The sequence below is a fragment of the Billgrantia gudaonensis genome (genome assembly GCF_900100195.1).
Classification (GTDB): Bacteria; Pseudomonadota; Gammaproteobacteria; order Pseudomonadales; family Halomonadaceae; genus Halomonas; species Halomonas gudaonensis.
Map to the genome: position 1 here is coordinate 39175 of NZ_FNES01000012.1, position 22110 is coordinate 61284.

19 protein-coding genes, 1 pseudogene and 2 riboswitches are annotated in these 22110 nt (G+C 67.3%); of the genes and pseudogenes, 9 read left to right on the forward strand and 11 right to left on the reverse strand.

All coding sequences use genetic code 11. From position 1 onward, the window contains the following. Nucleotides 1-11: 11 nt before the first annotated feature. From BLP96_RS20385 to BLP96_RS13975, 5 genes and pseudogenes are all read right to left on the reverse strand, one after another. Nucleotides 12-902 (reverse strand): annotated as a pseudogene (locus tag BLP96_RS20385) (lysylphosphatidylglycerol synthase transmembrane domain-containing protein); the annotation flags it as partial. Beyond that, entirely contained in the window at nucleotides 899-1774 is an 876-nt protein-coding gene (locus BLP96_RS20390) for a class I SAM-dependent methyltransferase (protein ID WP_245682260.1), read from the reverse strand. The pseudogene BLP96_RS20385 and the gene BLP96_RS20390, both read right to left, overlap by 4 nt. Continuing rightward, nucleotides 1771-2865, reverse strand: a complete 1095-nt coding sequence (locus BLP96_RS20395; RefSeq protein WP_245682261.1) for a glycosyltransferase family 4 protein — start codon at nucleotides 2863-2865, stop codon at nucleotides 1771-1773. The genes BLP96_RS20390 and BLP96_RS20395 overlap by 4 nt, the downstream gene beginning before the upstream one ends. Further along, nucleotides 2862-3260: a 6-pyruvoyl trahydropterin synthase family protein gene (locus BLP96_RS13970; RefSeq protein ID WP_089687188.1), complete on the reverse strand. Its 399-nt coding sequence runs from the start codon at nucleotides 3258-3260 to the stop codon at nucleotides 2862-2864. The genes BLP96_RS20395 and BLP96_RS13970 overlap by 4 nt, the downstream gene beginning before the upstream one ends. A 28-nt stretch (nucleotides 3261-3288) precedes the next feature. Beyond that, a complete protein-coding gene (locus BLP96_RS13975) occupies nucleotides 3289-4266 on the reverse strand; it encodes a zinc-dependent alcohol dehydrogenase (protein WP_089687190.1) in 978 nt (325 codons plus the stop codon). A gap of 87 nt (nucleotides 4267-4353) precedes the next feature. On the opposite strand from BLP96_RS13975, the gene BLP96_RS13980 reads away from it, so the two are divergent. The 5 genes from BLP96_RS13980 to BLP96_RS14000 all read left to right on the forward strand — a co-directional run bounded on the left by BLP96_RS13980 (nucleotide 4354) and on the right by BLP96_RS14000 (nucleotide 10610). Further along, the gene (locus tag BLP96_RS13980) at nucleotides 4354-5094 is read left to right on the forward strand and encodes a CDP-alcohol phosphatidyltransferase family protein (protein ID WP_089687192.1); all 741 of its coding nucleotides are present in this window, start codon (nucleotides 4354-4356) and stop codon (nucleotides 5092-5094) included. A gap of 51 nt (nucleotides 5095-5145) precedes the next feature. Then, a riboswitch (TPP riboswitch) is annotated at nucleotides 5146-5267 on the forward strand. A gap of 76 nt (nucleotides 5268-5343) precedes the next feature. Continuing rightward, on the forward strand, nucleotides 5344-6012 hold the full coding sequence (tenA, locus tag BLP96_RS13985; RefSeq protein WP_089687194.1) for a thiaminase II: 669 nt from the start codon (nucleotides 5344-5346) through the stop codon (nucleotides 6010-6012). Between the two features lie 140 nt (nucleotides 6013-6152). Further along, a riboswitch (TPP riboswitch) is annotated at nucleotides 6153-6265 on the forward strand. A 75-nt stretch (nucleotides 6266-6340) separates the two neighbouring features. After that, on the forward strand, nucleotides 6341-8230 hold the full coding sequence (thiC, locus tag BLP96_RS13990) for a phosphomethylpyrimidine synthase ThiC (RefSeq protein WP_089687196.1): 1890 nt from the start codon (nucleotides 6341-6343) through the stop codon (nucleotides 8228-8230). A 137-nt stretch (nucleotides 8231-8367) separates the two neighbouring features. Next, nucleotides 8368-9594, forward strand: a complete 1227-nt coding sequence (locus BLP96_RS13995) for a Card1-like endonuclease domain-containing protein (protein ID WP_089687199.1) — start codon at nucleotides 8368-8370, stop codon at nucleotides 9592-9594. A gap of 152 nt (nucleotides 9595-9746) precedes the next feature. Beyond that, nucleotides 9747-10610 (forward strand): diacylglycerol/lipid kinase family protein, encoded by an 864-nt coding sequence (locus BLP96_RS14000; protein WP_089687200.1) that lies wholly within the window; start codon nucleotides 9747-9749, stop codon nucleotides 10608-10610. A gap of 53 nt (nucleotides 10611-10663) precedes the next feature. Here BLP96_RS14000 and BLP96_RS14005 read toward each other — a convergent pair whose 3' ends face one another. Beyond that, a complete protein-coding gene (locus tag BLP96_RS14005) occupies nucleotides 10664-11164 on the reverse strand; it encodes a porin family protein (protein WP_089687202.1) in 501 nt (166 codons plus the stop codon). Nucleotides 11165-11367: 203 nt separating this feature from the next. On the opposite strand from BLP96_RS14005, the gene BLP96_RS14010 reads away from it, so the two are divergent. Beyond that, nucleotides 11368-12543, forward strand: a complete 1176-nt coding sequence (locus tag BLP96_RS14010) for an acetate/propionate family kinase (RefSeq protein WP_089687204.1) — start codon at nucleotides 11368-11370, stop codon at nucleotides 12541-12543. Further along, on the forward strand, nucleotides 12540-14723 hold the full coding sequence (gene pta, locus BLP96_RS14015) for a phosphate acetyltransferase (protein WP_089687206.1): 2184 nt from the start codon (nucleotides 12540-12542) through the stop codon (nucleotides 14721-14723). Before BLP96_RS14010 ends, pta begins: the two co-directional genes overlap by 4 nt. Here the strand turns inward: pta and BLP96_RS14020 are convergent. The 4 genes from BLP96_RS14020 to BLP96_RS14035 all read right to left on the reverse strand — a co-directional run bounded on the left by BLP96_RS14020 (nucleotide 14713) and on the right by BLP96_RS14035 (nucleotide 19156). Then, complete coding sequence (locus BLP96_RS14020) at nucleotides 14713-15531, reverse strand: ABC transporter permease (protein ID WP_089687209.1); 819 nt, start codon at nucleotides 15529-15531, stop codon at nucleotides 14713-14715. The genes pta and BLP96_RS14020 overlap by 11 nt on opposite strands. Before the next feature lie 3 nt (nucleotides 15532-15534). Further along, a complete protein-coding gene (locus BLP96_RS14025; protein ID WP_089687211.1) occupies nucleotides 15535-16785 on the reverse strand; it encodes an ABC transporter permease in 1251 nt (416 codons plus the stop codon). An 81-nt stretch (nucleotides 16786-16866) separates the two neighbouring features. Further along, nucleotides 16867-17940, reverse strand: a complete 1074-nt coding sequence (locus BLP96_RS14030; RefSeq protein WP_089687213.1) for an ABC transporter substrate-binding protein — start codon at nucleotides 17938-17940, stop codon at nucleotides 16867-16869. A gap of 97 nt (nucleotides 17941-18037) precedes the next feature. Next, complete coding sequence (locus BLP96_RS14035; RefSeq protein ID WP_089687215.1) at nucleotides 18038-19156, reverse strand: ABC transporter ATP-binding protein; 1119 nt, start codon at nucleotides 19154-19156, stop codon at nucleotides 18038-18040. Nucleotides 19157-19414: 258 nt separating this feature from the next. Here BLP96_RS14035 and BLP96_RS14040 point away from each other — a divergent pair, with 258 nt between their 5' ends. Together BLP96_RS14040 and BLP96_RS14045 are read left to right on the forward strand one after the other, a co-directional pair. Beyond that, nucleotides 19415-20017, forward strand: a complete 603-nt coding sequence (locus tag BLP96_RS14040; RefSeq protein ID WP_089687217.1) for a class I SAM-dependent methyltransferase — start codon at nucleotides 19415-19417, stop codon at nucleotides 20015-20017. 117 nt (nucleotides 20018-20134) lie between these two features. After that, on the forward strand, nucleotides 20135-21259 hold the full coding sequence (locus BLP96_RS14045; RefSeq protein WP_089687219.1) for an aminotransferase class V-fold PLP-dependent enzyme: 1125 nt from the start codon (nucleotides 20135-20137) through the stop codon (nucleotides 21257-21259). A 75-nt stretch (nucleotides 21260-21334) separates the two neighbouring features. Here BLP96_RS14045 and BLP96_RS14050 read toward each other — a convergent pair whose 3' ends face one another. After that, entirely contained in the window at nucleotides 21335-22030 is a 696-nt protein-coding gene (locus BLP96_RS14050) for a CBS domain-containing protein (RefSeq protein WP_089687221.1), read from the reverse strand. Nucleotides 22031-22110: the final 80 nt, after the last annotated feature.

Below are 22110 nucleotides of genomic sequence, written 5' to 3' on the forward strand. Positions count from 1 at the left end.
AGGCTGGCCACCAGCACCAGGATGCCGTAGGTCGCCGAGACGGCGACGCCCTGAGCCGGGGGCAACCCCGCTACCGCCCAGATCAGGGCCGCGGCGCCCTCGCGCACGCCCCAGCCGGCCACCGCCACCGGCACCAGCATGGCGATGAGAACCGGCGGCGCCAGAGCCAGCAGCGTACCGAGAGGCAGCGTCACGCCGATCGCGCGTGCCGCGCAGACGAACACCAAGGCGTAGCTGGCTACCACCAGCAGCGAGCCGGCGAGCTGACGAGGCCACACCGAGGCGGCCAGCAGGCTACGCCGCAGGTCGTCGCCCAGCCCCGCCAGCAGACGGGGCGGCCGCCGAAGGAGCTGCCGAGCGCCTGCGGCAGCGATGACGCCGCCGAGCGCCAGCCCCAGCATCCCCAGCCCCAGAGCCAGCGACGAGATCGCCGTGAACGCACCTGCCATGGCCTGCAGAGCACGCCCCAGCAGGCCGTGCCACAACGGCGAGGCGAGCAGCACGGCCAGGGTGATCAGCAGCATGGCCAGTTGACCCGAGGCGCGTTCGATGACCACCGCCCGCCAGGCACCGCCGCGCTGCCCGCTGGTGCCGGCATGGCGCCAGGCGCGAGCGGCGTCGCCCATCACTCCACCGGGCAGCACCTGGTTGAGAAACAGCGCCAGGTAATAGTCGTGCAGCGAACGCCGCCAGCTGAGCGGCAAGCCCAGCAGTCGTGCCGTGAGCCGCCAGCGCCAGGCGCAGAGCGCCACCTGAGGCAGCGTCAGCACCAGTCCCAGCAGTACCCAGCCGGGAGCGAGACGCTCCACCGAGGCGAAGAGTTCACTGGGACCGAGCCACAGGGCGAGAACCGCCAGCAGCCCCAGGCTGCCCAGCACGCGGAAGAGCGGTGCGGTCGTCACGCCGTCGCCCCCGCGCCCGGCGTGGCGAAGAGGTCACGATGTCCCACCGTCAGGCCCAGCTCGCCCGCGGCGAGCTGGGCCCGTCGCGCGTCATGCCAGCGTGCCAGCCGCTCGGCCTGCTCGGGAGCCTGTTCCAGGGCAGCCGAGTGCCAGCCATCGAGCAGCGCCTCTGCCACGAGCCGCGTGGCCGCCTCGCCGCGTGGCACGAACCAGGGGGAATAGACGCTCACCACCCGGTAGCCCGCCGCCTCGAGCCGCTCGGCAAGCACCGCCGGCGCTTGGCCGCCCAGGGCGACACCCAGCCCCTTGTCGCGCCGCTGGTGGGCCTGGACCAGGGTGCGCACGGCAATGTCCTCGTCGCTATCGACGCGCTCGCCGCCGGCGTCGAGAAAAGCCCAGTCGCCATCCACCGTGAGCGTGATGAGCAGTGCCTGGCCCCGCGCTGCGCAGCCATCGACCAGGGCCTCCGCCCAGCTTCGAGAAACCAGGTCGCACAGCGCCGAGGCCACCACCAGGTCGGCATCGCGCAGCAGGGCATCGTCCACCGGCGTTAGATCGCGACGCTCGAGGCCGACCGCCACGCGACCACCTTCGGCATCATGCAGACGGGTTCGACCGGCACGTGCCAGCAGCTCATCGTCATGATCGACCAGCCGCCAGCGCTGCGGCCCGGGCAGTCGCGGCGCCAGAAAGCGCAGGTTGCTGCCGCTGCCGCTGCCCAGATCGACCAGCCGATGCACGCCGGGGCGAGCGGCCAGCCAGGCGGCGGCAAGGCCGGTGAGACAGCGGCTGCGCGAGCGGGCATCGAGGGCCTCGCGGCTGGCCAGCCAGTCGGCCGAGAAGTGGGCCGCATCGCCGCAAGCGTTCATCACGAACTCTCCGTACCGGTGGACATCACGGGGGTTGCGTCCAGTGCCTCGGCAAAACGCGCCCCGGCAATGGGCCAGTCGGTTAGCCGCTGGCGTGCCGCCCGGGCCCCGTCACGCAGGCGGCGACGCAGGGCCGGTTCGTCGAGCCAGCGAGCCAGGGCCGTCCGCAGTGCCGTCGCGTCGTCGGGCGGTACGGCGAGACCCGCCTCGGGCGGCAGGGTGTCGACCAATGCCCCGCCGGTGGTGGCGATCACCGGAAGGCCACGCGCCAAGGCCTCGCTGACCACCATGCCGAACCCCTCGTAGCGCGAGGCCAGCACGCCGAGATCGGCCGCCTGCCAGAGTTCGTCGAGCCGCTCGCCATCGAGCTCGCCATGCCAGGTGACTCGCTCGGTGAGCCGGCACTGCCGAGCGGCAGTGAACAGCCGCTGCGCCCAGACCGGATCACGTGCCGGGCTGCCCACCAGGTCGAGATGCCAGTCGCGGTCGGTGAGCCCGGCCAGCGCCTCGATCAGGCGGTCGTGGCCCTTGCGCGGCGTCAAGGTGGCCACGCACAGCAGCCGTTTTCCCCCCGTATCGGGTACGTCCGCCCGGGCCGAGGTAGCCAGGGGCGCGGGCTCGACTCCAGGCTCGACCACCCGCACCCGCTCGGCGCTCACCCCGTAGCGCGACAGGCCGCGTGCGGTATGGGCACTGGTCACGATCACCCGGCTCACCAGCGCAAGCGCGCGACGTTCGCTGGCGAAGAGGCGCTCGCGGTCGGCGGTTTGCAGACCGCTTTCATCGGCCAGGGGGTGGTGTATCAAGGCGGTCAGGTCGAGCCGGGCCGCGTGGCACGCCACGACGTCGGGCAGCCCACCCAGGGCCAGGCCGTCGATCACGACGCGAGCGCCATCGGGCAGGCCGGCCAGCGCCGCATCCAGACTGCGACGGGCATCGTCGTCGGGATCGGGAAAGCGTCCGGCAAGGCCTGTCACTGTCACCTTCCAGCCGCGCACACGCAGCTCGGCGACGATGCGCGCGTCAAAGAGATAGCCGCCGGTGAGCTGACCGGGGTCCCCGGCGACGATCAACTGCAGTTCGGGACGGCTCACAGCGCCCCCTCGTAGCTGGCCCAGGCAATGTGCGATTCATGGAGAGTGACGCGCAGCGCTTCGAGACCCTCGGCGCCCGGGCCCAGCTCGCCGTCGGCGATGGTCTTGGCCAAGTCGTCGAAGACGCGACGGGCCAGGAACTCGGTGGTGGTATTGCGTCCGTGGAAGGCATCGAGTTCGTCGAGATTGCGCAGATCGAAGGCCCCCAGCACGCGCTTCAGGGCGGCACCGGCCAGGCCGATGTCGACCACCAGATCGTCGGCGTCGAGCTCACGGCGCTGGAAGGTGGCGTCAACCACGTAGGTGGCACCGTGGGTGCGCTGGGCCGGCCCGAAGACCTCGCCGCGAAAACTGTGGGCGATCATGAAGTGGTCGCGAACGGTGAGGCTGTACATGCGGCTCTCCTGTCCATGTGGGTTGCGCTCAATCCTGTGGGTAGCGCAGGCGATGGCAGAGCACTTCGCCAGCGCTGGCGGCGAGCTCGGGCATCAGCTCCGGCAGGTCGCGGAAATCGCTTTCGCCGCTGATCAGGGCGTCGAGGCGGACATCGGTCAGCAGTTCCAGAGCCAGCGCCAGGCGGCGTCGATGATCCCAGCGTGCCGCGCGCTCGGCGGGCAGCCGCCCCACCTGGCTGGATATCAGTTGAAGACGCCGGGAGTGGAAGGCCTGGCCCAATGGTAAGCTGGCCTCGCGCTCGCCGTACCAGCTCAGCTCCACCACTCGCGCCTCGAGACCGGCGAGCTCCAGAGCCAGCCGCAGCCCCGCAGGGTTGCCACTGGCATGGAAGACGCGATCGCAGTCCGGCGCGGCACGCTCGGGGGAGGCGAAACCGACCCCCAGCCGCCGCGCCAGCTCGACTCGTTGCGTCGCCACGTCGATCAGTTCCACCCGCGTCCCGGGGATGGCGGCACATAGCCAGGCCACCAGCGCCCCCACCACGCCGGCGCCGATCACCGCGATGCGGTCTCCCGGTCCCGGGGCGCCGTCCCAAACGGCGTTGAGGGCAGTCTCCAGGTTGGCAGCGAGCACGGCTCGCGCTGCCGGCACGCCCTCGGGCAGCGGTATCACGGCCTCGACGGGTACCACGTAGCGTTCCTGGTGAGGATGTAAGCAGAACACCTCACGGCCCACCAATTCCGACTCGCCGGCCTCCACCACGCCCACGCTCACGTAGCCGTACTTGACCGGGCCGGGAAAGTCGCCAGCCTGAAAGGGAGCGCGCATGCGGGTGAATTCGCTCTCCGGCACTTGGCCGCGGAACACCAGCGCTTCGGTTCCGCGGCTGACGGCGCCGAAGCGCGCACGCACGCGCACCTCACCCGGCCCCGGCTCGGGCAGCCACTCCTCGCGCAGGGCACCATGGCCGGGAGAGAGGATCCAGAAGGCGGTGGATCGAGTCATGGAAGCATCCTGTCAGGGGCAACTATCTTCTACAATAATGGTACAAAAACTGATACATGAACAATATAGACTCGCCTGGAGCCCGTGATGTTCCTGCTGTTTCGTCAGCATAGCGACAAAGCGCCACCGGCCCAGCACCGGCCATCCACGCTCGCCGAGCTGCTGCTGGGGCTGGCGGGCGTGCTGGCCCTGGGTGGCGGCCTGGGCTTCGGGCTCGGCGCCTCTCCCGCCACTCTAGGTCTGGCCGTCGCCGGCTACGCCCTACTGGCCACCCTGGTGGCTCGGTTCCACCGCCATTCCTGGGGACTGGGCTGGGCCAATCGCATCACCCTGGCACGCGGCGTGCTGGTGGCAGTGCTGGCCGGCTGCCTCGCCGACCCTGCCTCGATCGCACGCCACGCCTGGCTTTTCGCCGCCACGAGCGGTATCGCCCTGCTGCTCGACGGCGTCGACGGCTGGGTAGCGCGCCGCACCGGCACGGCCAGCGCCTTCGGCGCGCGCTTCGACATGGAACTCGACGCCGCCTTCATCCTGGTGCTGTGCCTGGCTCTGCTGACGACCGGCAAGCTGGGCGCCTGGGTGCTGGCCATCGGTGTCATGCGCTATGCCTTCGTGCTGCTCGGTCGGCGCTGGCCATGGATGGCCGCCGAACTGCCGGAAAGCCGCCGGCGCAAGGCGGTTTGCGTGTGGCAGGTGGCGGTACTGCTGCTCGCCCTGCTGCCACCGATACCCTCCACACTGGCCGGCTTCCTGGCAGCCGGTGCCCTGCTCGGCCTGACCGCCTCCTTCGCGATGGACATCGTCTGGCTGCACCGCAACGCCAGATGAACGCAAGGTTCAACGGGCTGGCATTGCTTCGGTGACTTGCTACACTGCCAACGACGCTTGACGGGGTGCCGGTGAATCCGGCTGAGATGGCGCAGGTTCGAGAGAACGCAGCGCCGGTCCCGTGGAACCTGATCCGGTTGGCACCGGCGTAGGGAATCAGGCGATGGGCTGGCGCAAGCCTCTTCTCGGCGCAGCCCCTCCCCCATGTTCCCCGCCCCACCTCCGGATCCCGCCCCTACCGGAGGAACGATGGGTTACCGCTTCAGCGATCTGACCGCCGCCTGCCAGAGCGACTGGCGAGCCTACCTCGAACACGACTTCGTGCGGGGCCTGGGCGCCGGCACCCTCGAAGAGGGCGCCTTTCGCCACTACCTCGAGCAGGACTACCTCTTCCTGCTCCACTTCGCTCGGGCCTATGCCCTGGCCGCCTACAAGAGCCGTACGCTCGCCGACCTGCGGCAGGCCCATGAGGGCCTCAAGGCGATCCTCGACGTGGAACTCGACCTGCACGTGAGCTACTGCCGCGACTGGGGCATCGCCGAGGAACAGCTCGCCGCCTTGCCCGAGGCCCGCGCCACGCTCGCCTATACCCGCTACGTGCTGGATGCCGGTAGCCGCGGCGACCTGCTCGACCTGCACGTGGCACTCGCTCCCTGCGTGGTGGGTTACGGCGAGATCGCCAATTGGCTGAACGAGCAGCCCTCCACGGTACGCGGCGAAGCCAATCCCTATGACGCCTGGATCGCCATGTACGAGAGCGACGAATTCCAGAGCGCCATGCGCGCCGAGCTGGAGTGGCTCGACGCCCGACTGGCCGAGGTGAGCCCGGCCCGCTTCGAGGAGCTGTGTAGGGTATTCCGCGACGCCACGCGCCTCGAGATCGACTTCTGGCAGATGGGGCTCGATCGCGCAGACTAGCCCACTGCATGCAAGAGCGTTGCCGCTGCGAAGACATGAGGGGCGCCGAGGGCAGACCGAATGAGGAAGTTGGGCCTGCCCCGGATCAGCCCCGGGTTCGAGGCGGAAACGACCCAGCCCGCCAACGATGGCGGGCACCACCGCGCTTGACGGGGTGCCGTTGAAGACGGCTGAGATCATGCAGCACTCGAGCATGGATCCCGTTGAACCTGAACTGGCTAGGACCAGCGTAGGGATCAAGCGACACGCAGCGGGATGCCATCCCCCTGCCCCTGTCCTCCCCAAGCTGTCCTCCCTGACGACGCCATCAATCCCAAGGGAGAACACCATGAGCAAGACCGCCCACTTCCTCGCCGAGACCGCCAAGGTCGACGCCGCCGCCGTCCGGCCGCTGCCCGGCTCGCGCAAGGTCTACGTCGCAGGCTCGCGACCCGACATCCGCGTGCCCTTCCGCGAGATAACGCTGTCGCCGACCAAGACCTCCGGCGCCGACGAGCAGAATCCGCCACTGCTGGTCTACGACACCTCCGGCCCCTACACCGATCCCGAGACGACCAACGACCTGCGCCGCGGCCTTCCCGAGCTGCGCCGCGCCTGGATCGACGAGCGCGGCGACACCGAGTTCCTCGACGGCCCGACCAGCGAGTACGGCAAGCGCCGCGCCAACGACCCGACGCTCGCCCCGCTGCGTTTCGACCTGACCCGCACGCCGCGCCGCGCCAAGGCCGGGAAGAACGTCACCCAGCTGCACTACGCCCGTCAGGGCATCGTGACCCCGGAGATGGAGTTCATCGCCATCCGCGAGAACCAGCGCCGTCAGGCCCTGGGCACCGCAGAGGTCGAGCGCATCCTCGGTCACCAGCACCCCGGCCAGGGCTTCGGCGCCCGCCTGCCCGAGGAGATCACCCCCGAGTTCGTGCGTGACGAGGTCGCCGCGGGCCGCGCCATCATCCCCTGCAACATCAACCACCCCGAGTCCGAGCCGATGATCATCGGCCGCAACTTCCTGGTGAAGATCAACGGCAACCTGGGCAACTCGGCGGTCACTTCCTCCATCGAGGAGGAAGTCGACAAGATGACCTGGGGCATCCGCTGGGGCGCCGACACCATCATGGACCTCTCCACCGGCCAGAACATCCACGAGACCCGCGAGTGGATCGTTCGCAACGCCCCGGTTCCCATCGGTACGGTGCCGATCTACCAGGCCCTGGAAAAGGTCAACGGCGTCGCCGAGAACCTCACCTGGGACATCTTCCGCGACACCCTGATCGAGCAGGCCGAACAGGGGGTGGACTACTTCACCATCCACGCCGGCGTGCTGCTGCGCTACGTGCCGCTCACCGCCAAGCGGGTCACCGGCATCGTCTCCCGCGGCGGCTCGATCATGGCCAAGTGGTGCCTCTACCACCACCAGGAGAGCTTCCTCTACACCCACTTCGAGGAGATCTGCGAGATCTGCAAGCGCTACGACGTGGCCTTCTCGCTGGGCGACGGCCTGCGCCCCGGCTCGGTGGCCGACGCCAACGACGCGGCCCAGTTCGCCGAGCTCGAGACGCTGGGCGAGCTGACCCGCATCGCCTGGCAGCACGACGTCCAGGTGATGATCGAGGGCCCCGGCCACGTGCCCATGCACCTGATCAAGGAGAACATGGACAAGCAGCTCGCCGAGTGCGACGAGGCGCCCTTCTATACGCTGGGGCCGCTGACCACCGATATCGCCCCCGGCTACGATCACATCACCTCGGGCATCGGCGCGGCGATGATCGGCTGGTACGGCTGCGCCATGCTCTGCTACGTCACGCCCAAGGAGCACCTCGGCCTGCCCAACAAGGACGACGTCAAGACCGGCATCATCACCTACAAGATCGCCGCCCATGCGGCGGACCTCGCCAAGGGCCACCCGGCCGCCCAGCGTCGCGACAATGCGCTCTCCAAGGCGCGCTTCGAATTCCGCTGGGAAGACCAGTTCAACCTCGGCCTGGACCCGGACACGGCCCGCGAATACCACGACGAGACCCTGCCCAAGGACTCGGCCAAGGTCGCGCACTTCTGCTCCATGTGCGGTCCCAAGTTCTGCTCCATGAAGATCAGCCAGGAAGTCCGCGACTACGCGAAGGACAAGGGTCTCGACGGCGACCGGGAAGCGGTGATGAAGGGCATGCAAGAGCAGGCGGAGAAGTTCCGCGAACAGGGGGCGGAACTCTACAAGGAGGTGTGACGCACCCACGACGCCGGTCCCGCGACCGGCGTTTTTTCGTTGGCCGATCGCCACTCGGGGGCGACAGGGGTGCATCGACGGTTGTAGCCTGAAGGGCACCGGTGTGCGCATCCCGAGCGGACGAGAGGAGCAAGGCCATGCCCCACCTGCATGTCGCCCTGGTGAGCGAGCGTCCCGAGATCACCCTGATCCCCCTGCTGCAGCTGCGCCCCGAGCGCGTGATCCTGGTCGCCACCCGCCAGCGACGGCCGGTGGCGGAACGTCTCGAGATCCTGCTCGGCCGTGAGCTGCCCGTCACCACCGAGCTGCGCCGGATCGACGACCTGCCTTGCCACGACCCGCAGCTCGTTCACGCCTTCGCCAACGAGCTGGCCGACGAGCTCGTCCGACTGCAGGCCACCACAGCGGAGCTGACCGTCAGCTACCACCTGGGCGATGCCCCGCGCCTCACGGCGTTGCTATTTCAGCATGCCCTGCAGCGCTGCCAGGCCGACGGTATCGATGTCGACCTGACCGCCGGCGCCCTCTACCGTCTCGGAACGGGGCAAGATCCGCAGGCATTCGAAACCCTCGCCATCGAGCCTCTGCTCGACTGCGACCTCTACCTGCTGGCCAACGGCTACAAGCGTACCCAGGCCCGTTCCGACCATGCGACCTGGCGCGAAGCCGCCGAATCGCGGCGCCCCCTGACCCGTTACCTGGCCCACCATGCCGACCGCCTGGGCGAGCTGCTGGCCGAACTGGCCGCGCTCGTGCGTGGCGACAGTGGTCAGCCGGTCATCGTCGATGACGCTGCCGAGGGTCCGGTACTCGACCCCGACGCCCGATACCAGCGGCTGAGCCTGCCACCGGCCTTTCCGGAAACGGATGCCCTGAGCCGGCTGGCCGAGGCCGGCCTGATCGAGTGGTCGAACCGGTCACCGCGGCGCCTGGGCTTTGTTTCGCTGCTGGCAGCCCAGTACCTGAGCGGCCAGTGGCTGGCCGAATACGTCTGGCTTTGCGCCCGCGACGCCGGGATGGAAGCGCATTGCGGCGCTCACCTGCTCGACCTCAGCGGCCGTCACAACGACGCTCCCGCCGTGCTCGACGTCCTGGCCTTGCATCACAATCAACTGCTGATGATCGCCTGCCCTCCCTTCCCCGCCCGGCCGTCGGGTGGGCCTTGCAATGCCCTGCACGACCTCCACGCGCTGACCGATCACACCGCCGGCTTGGCAGGCACGCGGCTTCTGGTCAGCGCCGGCCCTCTGGACACCGCTCGTCAGCGCGCCAACCGGCTCGGCGCTGCGGTGATGGAAGGCAACGTGCTCAAGCGGCTGCCGGTTCGCCTGGTGCAGTGGCTGGAAACCGGCTGCTGGCCCTAGGCCTCGTCCGAAAACTGGCTGCGCTCGCCGAGCTTTCAGACAACGCCTCGACATCCGGTCGCCACTACCGGCAAGCCGCACGCCGGTCGCGATCTCGCGATTTCGACCGCCCGCGATATACTGCATTCGTCATAGGCTCCCGAGAGAGACGCATGCATTTCTGGTTGATCGCCAATGCCAAGGCCGGCGATGGCTCCCGAGGCCAGGCTTTCTGGCTGGACCATCTCCGCCAGGCCGGCCTGACGAACGTGACGCTGTGCGACCTCGGCGACGACGACTGGGAATCGCAGGTACGGCCGGGAGACCGGGTGCTCGTGGCAGGAGGCGACGGTTCGGTCAGCCGCTTGGCCAGGGTATGCCTGGAACGCGAGGCCACTCTGGGCGTGTTGCCCTCGGGCACCGCCAACGACTTCGCCCGCAACCTCTCCCTGCCGGAAGATCCCGAAGCACTGTGCCGCCTGATGATTTCCGGCGCGCCGCGCCGGGTCGACGTGGCCTGGATCGGTGAGCACCTGTTCCTCAACGTGGTGCATATCGGCCTGGGCACGCTACCGACCACCCAGGCCTCGCCGCGCCTCAAGCAATGGTTCGGGCGCTTCAGCTATCTGGCCGTGCTGCTGCGCAAGCTGAAATTGCAGCGCGGTTTCAAGGCCACGATCGAACACGCCGAGGGTCGCAGCAGGGAACGCTGGCTCACCATCGCCATTGCCTCGGGCGCCTACTTCGGCGGCGGCCAGCGCATTCCCAACGCCTCCTTGACCGACGGCAGGCTGACCCTGGCCGCCATTCGTCATGGCTCCCTGCCACGCTTGCTGCGCCTGCTGCTGATCACGCGTTTCACCAGCCAGCCGTTGGAGAACGAAGAGGCCGTGCTGACCCTGGCCCCGACCGACTGCCGGATTCGGCTCGCACAGCACAAGCTGGTCACCGCCGATGGCGAACGGTTGGGAAGATTCAAGGAACTGCGATTCACCACCACGCCCCGGGCACTGAGCGTGATCGGCGAACCGCAATAGGCGTATCGTCGAGATGCGTTGCAGGGCAGGCCCTGCAACGCTAGGCGAAGCGGTCAGAAACGGTAGCGCAGGCCGACGCTGGCCGCATCGAAGGTATAGTTGGACTTGTCGAGATAGCGCATGTAGTCGGCACCGACCGCCAGATTGGGAGCGACATCGAACTCGGCACCGGCGCCGTAGGAGAAGTCGCTCTCGCTGTCGGCGTCGAAATCGACCTCGGTGAAGCCGGCCAGGCCGAAGAGACGGAACTCGGGCCCCACCGGTACGATGCCCTTGGCATAGGCGCCTACCAGATAGTCGAGCTCGGCGGGGCCATCGGATCCCCCGGTGCCGAGGTGCCCTTCCACGGCGAAGTAGTCGTTGAATTGCATGCCGCTGTTGACGCGCAGGCCGACGTCGTCTCGGTCGGAACCGCCGTCGGCATCGAGTTCCCAGAACATGGCGTCACCGCCAATGTAGCCACGTGGCTGACCAAACTGCTGGGCCTGCGCGGCGGAAACCATCAGACCAGTGAGAAGCACGCTGGAAACGGCTGAAACGAAAAAGGTTTTCATACCTCACCTCCAGTTAGGAAACAGTGTTTCCCCATGCCTTAGACAGTTTGGCTCAGTGTCCGCGGCTTGGCAAGCCGGCTCGGCGAACATTTGGACCGATGCCGTTCTCCGTGCCAGGCTTGATCGAGCGCAACCCATCGGCAGCGCCCCGGCCGAGCGGCCATGGTAGACTAAGGTCTAACGTTTCGTTTCAGGGAACCTCGATGCACGCCCCGACACTGGTCATCAACTGCGGTTCGTCCTCGATCAAGTACGCCCTCATCCCCGCTTCCGCCGAGTCCCCGCGCCAGTTCGGCCTCGCCGAGCGCCTGGGCAGCGCTGAAGCCATCCTGAATGGCACGGACGGCCGCGGCGAGAGTTTCGCTCGTGCGCTGCCCGGCGCCGACCACGCCACCGCCCTCGAGACGATCCTCGGCTGTCTGGAGGGTCAGCATCCCGGCGCCGTGGGCCATCGCATCGTTCACGGCGGCGAGCGTTTCACCCGCGCCGTGCTGATCGACGATGACGTGGTGGCGGAAATCGAAGCCACCGCCGCACTGGCGCCGCTGCACAACCCGGCCAACCTCGAAGGCGTCATGGCCACCCGGACCCTTTTCCCGCAGTTGCCCCAGGTGGCCGTCTTCGATACCGCCTTCCACCAGAGCCTGCCGCCGCGCGCTTACCGCTACGCCCTGCCGGAAGCGCTCTACCGCGACCACGGCATTCGTCGCTATGGCTTCCACGGCACCAGCCACGCGCATGTCAGCAGCCGTGCCGATGCCCTGGCCGGCATTCGGGGCGGCTGGCTGACCGCCCACCTGGGCAACGGTTGCTCGACCTGTGCGGTGTGGCAGGGCGAGAGCCTGGACACCAGCATGGGCCTGACGCCGCTGGAAGGGCTGGTGATGGGCACGCGCAGCGGTGACGTCGACCCTGGACTGCACGCCCACCTGGCGCGCCAGCTCGGCTGGTCGCTGGATGACATCGACCGAGTGCTCAACCGCGACAGCGGCCTGGTTGGGCTATCGGGACTCTCCAACGACATGCGCGAGCTGGAGCAGGCGGCCTCGGAGGGACACGCCGGGGCGAGGCTGGCCATCGAGGTCTTCTGCTATCGGGTGGCCAAGTCGCTGGCCGCCCTCTCCTGCGCACTGCCACGCCTCGACGGCATCGTCTTCACCGGCGGCATCGGCGAGAACGCGTCGGCCGTGCGCCAGCGCATCGTCGCGGCCCTGCCGCACTTCGGCATCGCCCTGGATGACGATGCCAACGACGCCACGGTGCGCGGCCGCGAGGGACGCATCGACGCGGGCGGCCCTCAGCTGTGGGTGATCCCCACCGACGAAGAGGGCCGCATCGCTCTGGAAACCCGCCAGCTGATCGAGGAAGCCTGCGCATGACACCCCGCGAAGCGACGCCGCACCCCCAGGTTCTGCTGATGGTGCCCACCAGCGTGGGCGTGGGCCTCACCTCGGCGAGCCTGGGCCTGATCCAGGCGCTCGATACCATCGGCCTCAAGGCCGGGTTTCTCAAGCCGTTTCGCCAGGATGAGCTCAACGGCTCTGGCGCGGACCGCTCCACCGCTCTGGTGACCAGCACCCTGGGGCTGCGACCGCCGGATCCCATGCCGCAGGCCGACATGGAGCGCCTGCTCCGGCATGACCGCCAGGACGTGCTGATGGAGCAGGTGATCGATCTCTACGACCAGACCATCGAGCGCCACGCCAGTGGCGCACCGGACGTCATCGTCGTCGAGGGGCTGGCACCCACTACCCACGGCACCTACGCCACGGCTCTCAACGCCCAGCTCGCCCATGCGCTCAACGCCCGCATCATCCTGGTGGGCAGCGGCGACTGCGACGACCCCCAGGCGCTGGCCGAGCAACTCGACATGCACGCCCAGAGCTTCGGTGGGCTGAGGTCGAGCCGCACCCTGGGGTGCATCCTGATGCGCATGCGCAACCTGCCCGGCGCCGAGACCACCGCGGCCCTGGCCCCCGGCTCGCCCGGCCCGTTGCACGACGAGGCACTGCTCGCCGCCTTGCGGCGCTACTCGCCGACGCTGGCCACCGACCGCTTCCACCTGATCGGCGTGGTGCCTTACAACGCCACGCTCACCGCTCCGCGCGTGCTCGACGTGGCCCGCGCGCTGAATGCGCGCTTTCTCAGCGAAGGCGAGGCGGCCAGTCGCCGGGTGCTATCGACCAGCCTGTGCGCGCGCAGCGCTGCCAACGCCCTGCACGTCTTCCGACCCGGCAGCCTGATCGTCGCCTCCGGCGACCGCGACGACATCGTCCTCGCCACGGCCCTGGCCACCATGAACGGCGTGCCCATGGCCGGCGTGCTGCTCACCAACGGCTACATGCCCAACGACAACATGGTGGAGATGTGCCGTCCGGCACTGAAGACCGGCATGCCGGTGCTCGCCGTGGACACCGACAGCTTCACCACCGCCAAGGATCTCGCTGCCATGAGCAACGACATCCCCATGGACGACCTGGAACGTGCCGAGCAGGTGACGCGCTTCGTGGCCGGACACATCGACCTCGAGTGGCTCAAGGAAAACCTGAGTCGTGGTTATCCCGACCGCCTGTCGCCTTCCGCCTTCCGGCATCAGCTGGTCAAGCTGGCTCAGGCCGCCAACAAGCGCATCATCCTCCCCGAAGGCAGCGAACCGCGCACCGTGGAGGCCGCGTCCATCTGCCAGCGTCGCGGCATCGCTCGCTGCGTGCTGCTCGCCAAGCGCGACGAGGTCGAGGAGGTGGCCCGCAACCGTGGCATCGACCTGCCCGAGGGGCTCGAGATCATCGATCCCGATGGCATCCGCGATCGCTACATCGCCCCCATGGTGGAACGGCGGCGCGGCAAGGTGAACGAACTCACCGCCGAGGCACAACTGCAGGACAACGTGGTGCTCGGCACGATGATGCTGGCGCTGGGCGAGGTCGACGGCCTGGTCTCGGGCGCCGTTCACACCACCGCCAACACCGTGCGCCCGGCCTTCCAACTGATCAAGACCGCCCCGGGCTACCGGCAGGTGTCGTCGATCTTCTTCATGCTGTTGCCCGAGCAGGTGGTGGTCTACGGCGATTGCGCAGTGAACCCCGACCCGGATGCCGAGACGCTGGCCGAGATCGCCGTGCAGAGCGCGCGCTCCGCTCAGGCCTTCGGCATCGAGCCAAGGGTCGCGATGATCAGCTATTCCACCGGCAAGTCGGGCAGCGGTGCCGACGTGGAGAAAGTCCGCCGGGCCACCCAACTGGCCCGTGAGCAGGCACCGCACCTGCTCATCGACGGCCCGCTGCAGTACGACGCCGCAGCCATCGAGAGCGTGGGTCGCCAGAAGGCGCCGGACTCGCCGGTGGCCGGACGCGCCACGGTCTTCGTCTTTCCCGACCTGAATACTGGCAACACCACCTACAAGGCGGTGCAGAGAAGCGCCCGGGTGGTGAGCGTGGGCCCCATGCTGCAGGGCCTCAACAAGCCGGTGAACGACCTTTCACGCGGCGCGTTGGTCGACGACATCGTCTACACCATCGCCCTGACCGCCATCCAGGCGGCGCAGACGCCTACCCCTTGAGGCGTTCGCTGCGCCGGCGCAGCAGCTCCATGGTCACCAGCAGCAGCGTGGAAAGCAGGATGAGGATGGTGGCCATGGCAGCGATGGCCGGGCTGATGTTCTCGCGAATGCCGGAGAACATCTGGATCGGCAGGGTACGCTCGGTGGGGCTGGCGATGAACAGCGCCACCACCACCTCGTCGAAGGAGGTAGCGAAGGCGAACAGCCCACCCGAAACCACCCCGGGGACGATCTGCGGCAGCACCACGGTGAAGAAGACACGCATGGGGCTCGCCCCCAGACTGGCCCCGGCGCGCATCTGGTTGAAGTCGAAGCCCTGCAGGGTAGCGTTGACGGTGATCACCACGAAGGGCACGCCCAGCACCGTGTGGGCCAGCACCAGTCCGGTGTAGGAGTTGAGCAACCCCACCTGGGCGAAGAAGAAGTACATGCCCACGGCGACGATCACCAGCGGCACCACCATGGGCGAGATCAGCAACGCCAGGATCACTCCCTTGCCGGGAAAATCGGCGCGGTTGAGCCCCACTGCAGCCAGCGTGCCGAAGGCCATGGCCAGCAGCGTGGCCAGCGGCGCCACGATCAGGCTGTTCTTCAGCGAATCGAGCCAGGGGCCGGCACTGAAGATCTCCTGGTACCAGCGCAGCGACAGCCCCGGCAGCGGATAGGTGAGAAAGGACCCGCTGCTGAACGACAACGGGATGATCACCAGCACCGGCGTGATCAAAAACAGCAGTACCAGGCCGCAGAAGCTGCGGAAAACCCAGAACCAGATCCGCTCGACCGGCGACGCATAGGGTGGCAAAGCCATGGTTCAGCTCCCGATCATCTGCTTGCGGTTCACCAGGCGGTGGTAAACCAGGTAGAGCAGCAGGGTCACCGCCAGCAGGATGCTGCCCAGTGCCGCCGCCATGCCCCAGTTGTTGGTGGTGTTGGTGTAGTAGGCCACGTAGTAGCTGACCATCTGGTCCGCCGGACCGCCCACCAGAGCCGGGGTGATGTAGTAGCCCAGCGCCATGATGAACACCAGTATGGTGCCAGCCGCTATCCCGGACACCGTCTGCGGCACGTAGACCTGCCAGAAGGCGGCGAACGGATGCGCACCGAGCGATACCGCGGCCCGCTGATAACTCGGCGATATGCCCTTCATCACGCTGTAGAGCGGCAGCACCATGAAAGGCAGCAGAATGTGCACCATGGCGAAGAACACCCCGGTGCGATTGAAGACCAGCTGCAGCGGGGACTCGACGAGCCCCAAGGTCATGAGCGTCTGATTGGCCAGGCCGTTGGACTGCAGCAGGATGATCCAGGCTGCGGTACGTACCAGCAGCGACGTCCAGAACGGCAGCAGTACCAGAATCATCAGCAGATTGCTGGTCTTCGCCGGCAGCGTGGCCAGCAGGTAGGCGAGCGGAAAGCCCAGCGCCAGACAGATCAGGGTGACGCCGCCGGCGATGACCAGGGTGCGTTGGAAGACGGCCTGGTAGAGGCGATCCTCTTCGTCGACACGCTGGACCTCGCCATCCGCACCGCGCTCCAGATCGAGCGAGGCGAGAAGGTAACGATCCGTGCGCGGCGGTGCGGCCGCCTTGATGCCTCGCCAGGTTGCCGTATCGCCCCAGGCCGAGTCGATGTCGATGAGGGTTTCCCGCCAATCGTCGCTTTGCGGCGGCAGCGCCATCAGGGTGCGCATCAGCAGGCCACGATAGCCGGAATCCTCGTAGTTGAGGCGGCGTCCCACGCTGCCCAGCCCTCCGCCGCTGCGCGAGTCGCGAAGCTCATCGGCAAAGGCGGCGAAGGTCGCTTCGTCGGGCAGGCCCTCGCCGTCCCACTGCGCGAGCGATGCAGCCGTCTGCGGCATGACCTGGCGCAGGCTGCCGTTGTCGACGCTGTTGAACAGCATGTTGCCGATGGGCACCACGAAGACCACGAGCAGAAAGAGTGCCAACGGAGCCACCAGGCCGACCGCCTTGAGCTTGCGCAGCCGCTCGGCACGCCTCAGCCGTGACTTGAGATTGCTCTTGGACGGAGCGGCAGCGCCGCCATCGAGTGTGGTGGTGGTCATGAGTTCCCCAGGCGGTGAGAATCGGGTCGGGCAGACACGCAGTGGCCGCGTGGCGCCATGCTGGCGCCACGCAGCTTGCGATTACTGAGCCGCCCAGGCGTTGAAGCGCTGCTCCAGCTCTTCGCCATAGCTGACCCAGAAGGCCGTATTCATGGCCAGGGCACCGTCGAGGTTGTCAGCGTGAGTAGGCATGCGCCGTGCCTGCTCATCGTCGAGCTCGTCGAGGGCATCGGGGTGCACCGGGCCATAGGGGATTTCGCTGGAGTACACCGCCTGATTCTCGGGCTGGCTGGCGAACTCGATGAACTGGTAGGCCTCATCGACGTAATCGCTGCCCGCCACGATCGCCCAGTAGTCGAGATCGTAGATACTGCCGTCCCACACGATTTCCAGGGGAGTGCCCTCTTCCTGGGCGGCGGCGATGCGGCCGTTGTAGGAAGAGGTCATCACCACGTCACCGGCCACCAACCACTGGGGCGGTTGAGCGCCGGCTTCCCACCACTGGATGTGCTCCTTGATCTCGTCGAGCTTGGCAAAGGCGCGATCGACACCCTCGTCGGTGGACAATACGTCGTAGACTTCGCTCGCCGGCACGCCGTCGGCCTGCAGGGCGAATTCCAGCGTGTACTTGGCGCCACGGCGCAGCCCGCGCTTGCCGGGGAAGTCTTCGACGTTCCAGAAGTCCTCCCAGGAAGTCGGGGCGGAGTCGAGCTCGTCGGCATTGTAGGCGAGCACCGTCGACCAGACGAAGGTGCCGACCCCGCAATCGTTGAAGGCAGAATCGATGAGCACGTCGCCCAGGCCCAAGCGCTCCCAGTCGATGGGCTCGAACAATCCCTCGAAGCAACCCCGCACGAGCTCCGGCGACTCCATCTCTACCAGGTCCCAGCTGACGTTGTCGGTCTCGACCATGGCACGGATGCGCGACAGCTCGCCGTTGTAATCCCCCGGCGTGAGCTCGATGCCGGAGCTTTCCTGGAAGGGACCGTAGTACGCCTTCTCCATGGCATCGCCGGAGGCCCCGCCGAAGGAGATCACGGTCAGCGCCTGGGCCCCGGCCGACATGGCCAGGCCGGCGGTGAACAGGCCGCCCAGGGCCACGCCACGGGCCAGACGCGTGATGGGCTGCGATGGATGGTTCAAGTCTCGCTTCATCTTACTCTCCCGGTCGCAAGCGACCTTTCCATTGTTGTTGAGGGTCCAGCGATTGCCCTGCCCGAATGGGCAGGCAGGCCCCAGCCGGCAAGCCGACTCAAGGCGCATCCAGGGCGCGCACGTCTTCGTCGCGCCAGCCGAGCTCGACGGTATCGCCCGGTTGCAAATGGCTGTCGAAGGCATCCACCGGCACCCGTGCCACGAAGTCGTCGTTGCCGGGCAGTGCACAGCGCACGCGCAAGTGATCGCCCAGGTAGATGAACTCGTGGACCCGTGCCGAGAGGCGGTTGGGCAGGTCCCGCGCCGCGCCGTTGAGCTTGATCCGCTCGGGGCGGATCGACAGATGGGTGGCATCGCCCACCGCCAGGGCCGGGCCGAGCACGGCGCCGGTAGCGGCACCTTCACCGAAGGAGGCGCGACAGCGTTCGCCCTCCACCGACTCGATGCGCCCGGCCAGGGTGTTGTTCTCGCCGATGAACTGGGCAACGAAGGCGTTGGCGGGGTACTCGTAGAGGTTGCTGGGAGTGTCGATCTGCTGGATCACGCCGTCGTTGAACACGGCCACGCGATCCGACATGGTCAGCGCCTCGCTCTGGTCGTGGGTGACGAACACCACGGTCAGGCCCAGCTGTTCGTGGAGGTGCTTGATCTCCAGTTGCATCTGCTCGCGCAGTTGCTTGTCGAGCGCCCCGAGGGGTTCGTCCATCAGCACCAGTTGAGGTTCGAAGACCAGTGAGCGAGCCAGCGCCACGCGTTGCTGCTGGCCACCGGAGAGTTGCGCCGGGCGTCGCTTGGCGAAGTCGCGCAACTGGATCATGTCCAGAATCTCCGACACCTTGCGATCGGCTTCGGCAGCGGGCAGGCGGCGCGTCTTCAGCGGGTAGCGAATGTTCTCCTCCACCGTCATGTGGGGAAACAGCGCATAGTTCTGGAACACCATGCCAAAGTTGCGCTTGTGGGGCGGTACGCTGTTGAGGCGCTGATCGCGCAAGAAGATATCGCCGCTGGTCGGCACCTCGAAACCGGCCAGCATCATCAGGCAGGTGGTCTTGCCGGAGCCGGAGGGGCCGAGCAGGGTGACGAATTCACCCGGCTCGATCGCCAGATTGAGATCCTTTACCACCAGGGTCTCGCCGTCATAGGTCTTCTGCACGGCGGCAAAGCGGATCAGCGGCGTCGAGGCATCGGAGCTGTGGTCATTGGGATTGTTCGGCATGAGTTCATCCGCGGCGTGGCAAGGAGGCGCGGTGACGTCAACAATTTAAGACGATCACGCAAAATTTCTACGTTCCACGCTAAGCAGCGACGGCAACGCCGTCAAGTATATTCCACATACACCTTTCGCCGCATTTCAACGCACACAGGACGCACCGCACGCATGCCGACATCGTGAGTCCACGTTCGCCACCGATCAGCGTCATGGCCGACAGACTGCTAGAGTGGAGAAACACATTGGTCATCAGGAGACACGCCCATGACGGTGCCCGACCGCCCCGCCGCCCCAGCTCGATCGCCCGAGCGCGCCCAGCTCTCGCTGTTCGCGCGCAACTTCTTCAAGCATCCGCGGATGCTGGGCTCGATCATCCCCAGTTCGTCGTTCCTCGTGCGGCGGCTACTCTCACGGGTGGACTGGGAGGGCGCTCGGGTCATCGTCGAATACGGTCCCGGCGTGGGCACCATCACCCGCGAGATCCTCAGGCGCATGCACCCCGAAGCCACCCTGGTGGTGCTGGAAACCAACGACGACTTCGTGGACTTTCTCGAGCGGGCACTGCCCGACCCGCGACTGCAGGTGGTCAAGGGCTCTGCCGAGGCGGTGCAGGCCGAGTTGCAGCGCCTCGGCCTGCCCGCGGCCGACCACGTGCTGGCCGGAATCCCCTTCAGCACCATGCCGGCGGCGCTGCGCGAACGCATCCTGACCGATACTCAGGCCGCCCTCTCTGCCCAGGGCAGCCTGCTGATCTACCAGTTCTCTTCACGGGTACGCAGCGACCTGCAGCGAGTCTTCGGCCAGGTGGAGAGCGATTTCGAACCCTTCAACATCCTGCCGGCTCGCCTCTTCTACTGTCGGCGGTGAGGGCAGTTGAGGCATCACCGCCTCGCTCGCTGGCGCAACACTGGTCCAGCGCCCTCTTTGGGCCTATCCTCTGCGGCTCGACATTGCCAAGGTTCTGACACCCAAACGGAGATTGACATGGCCGCCTTGCTTCCCAACGTGGACCCTGACGGACTGCTCGAATACTCGGTGGTCTATACCGATCGCTCGCTCAACCATATGTCCCAGCGCTTCCAGGGCGTGATGCGCGACATCGCCGCCACTCTCAAGCAGGTCTACGGGGCTCACAGCGCCATCATCGTGCCCGGCAGCGGCACCTTCGGCATGGAAGCCGTGGCCCGCCAGTTCGCCCCCGAAAAGCGCTGCCTGGTGATCCGCAACGGCCAGTTCAGCTACCGCTGGAGCCAGATTCTCGACATGGGCGATATCCCCGCGGCGACCACGGTGCTCAAGGCACGGCGCCTGAACGCCGACGACCCGCAGTCGCCCTTCGCGCCCGCTCCCATCGAGGAAGTCGAAGCAGCCATTCGCGACGAGCGCCCCGAGATGGTGTTCGCGCCCCACGTCGAGACCTCCGCCGGCATCCTGTTGCCCGACGACTACCTGAAGCGCGTTGCGGCGGCGGTCCACGAAGTGGGCGGGTTGTTCGTGCTCGACTGCATCGCTTCCGGCACGCTGTGGGTCGACATGGCCGAGTTGGGCATCGACGTGCTGTTGAGCGCCCCGCAGAAAGGCTGGAGCGGCCCGCCGTGCTGCGGCATGGTGATGCTATCGGCCCGCGCCCGTGAAGCCATCGAGGGGACCGTCAGCTCGAGCTTCGCCTGCGACCTCAAGAAGTGGCTCACCATCATGGAGACCTACGAAGCCGGCGGCCATGCCTACCATGCCACCATGCCCACCGACGCCCTGGCACGACTGCGCGATATCATGGCGGAAACGGCCGACTACGGCTTCGACAAGGTGCGCGACGAGCAGTTGGCACTCGGCGAGAGCATCCGCGCCCTGCTGGCCGACTCCGGTTACCGGAGCGTCGCGGCGCCCGGTTTCGAGGCCCCCGGCGTGGTGGTGTGCTACACCCGCGATGCCGGTATCGTCGGCAAGTTCGCCGCCGCCGGCGTACAGGTCGCCGGCGGCGTGCCGCTGATGTGTGGGGAGGGCGACGACTACCAGGCCTTCCGCGTCGGGCTGTTCGGTCTCGACAAGCTGCACCAGCGCGAGCGCAGCGTGAGCCACTTCGCCGCTGCTCTCGAACGCATCGGTTGACGGTCAGGCTCCTGACGACGCAGCGGGGCGACCGACAGGCCGCCCCGCTGCGCTAGAAGGGATCTCCCGGCAAGCTCAGTAGCCACCCACCCCTTTCGGCACCAGTCCCAGGTTGTTCTCGATCTTCTTGACCCCCGGGGTGTTCTCCGCCGCCACCTGGACGGCCATCTTCTCCTCCTGGCTTTCCACCAGGCCCCACAGCTGCACGACACCGTCCGCGACGATGACGTTGATGCGGTCGACCCACACGCTGGTGTTCTTGTCGACCTCCTCGAGGATCGCATCGCGAATCTCACGATCGTCGGCGGTGACCGGCGTTTCGGCATCCGGCGCGGTGGCCGAGAAGCCGCGCAGCAGATTGGCGCGGCTGACGATGCCCACCAGGCGCCCATCGCGCAGCACGGGAACGCGCTTGATGTGGTGCTTCTCGAGCAGGCGCGCGACACGGTTGAGCGGCGTGTCCTCGGTAATGGTGATGAGTTCGCGAGTCATGATCTCGCTGGCCTTGCGGCCATGGGACTTGACGTACTCGCCGGCGTCGCCGGCTCCGTGGAACAGCGACTTCAGCCACCAGGACTTGCGCCGATCGGTGCCGTTCTCGACTCGGCGCATCAAATCCCCCTCGCTGACGATGCCCAGCACGGTCTGTTTCTCGTCGACCACGGGGACGGCGCTGATGTGGTTCTCCAGAAGCAGACGGGCGATCTCGCGAACGTCGGTATCGGGCCCGACGGTGATGACATTGGGGGTCATGACATCGACAGCTTGCATGAGAGGTTCTCCAACGGTGAACGGGAATCAGGGGTTCGAGACACAAACCGTTACGCCCTTTCAGCGTAGCAAGCCGCTGA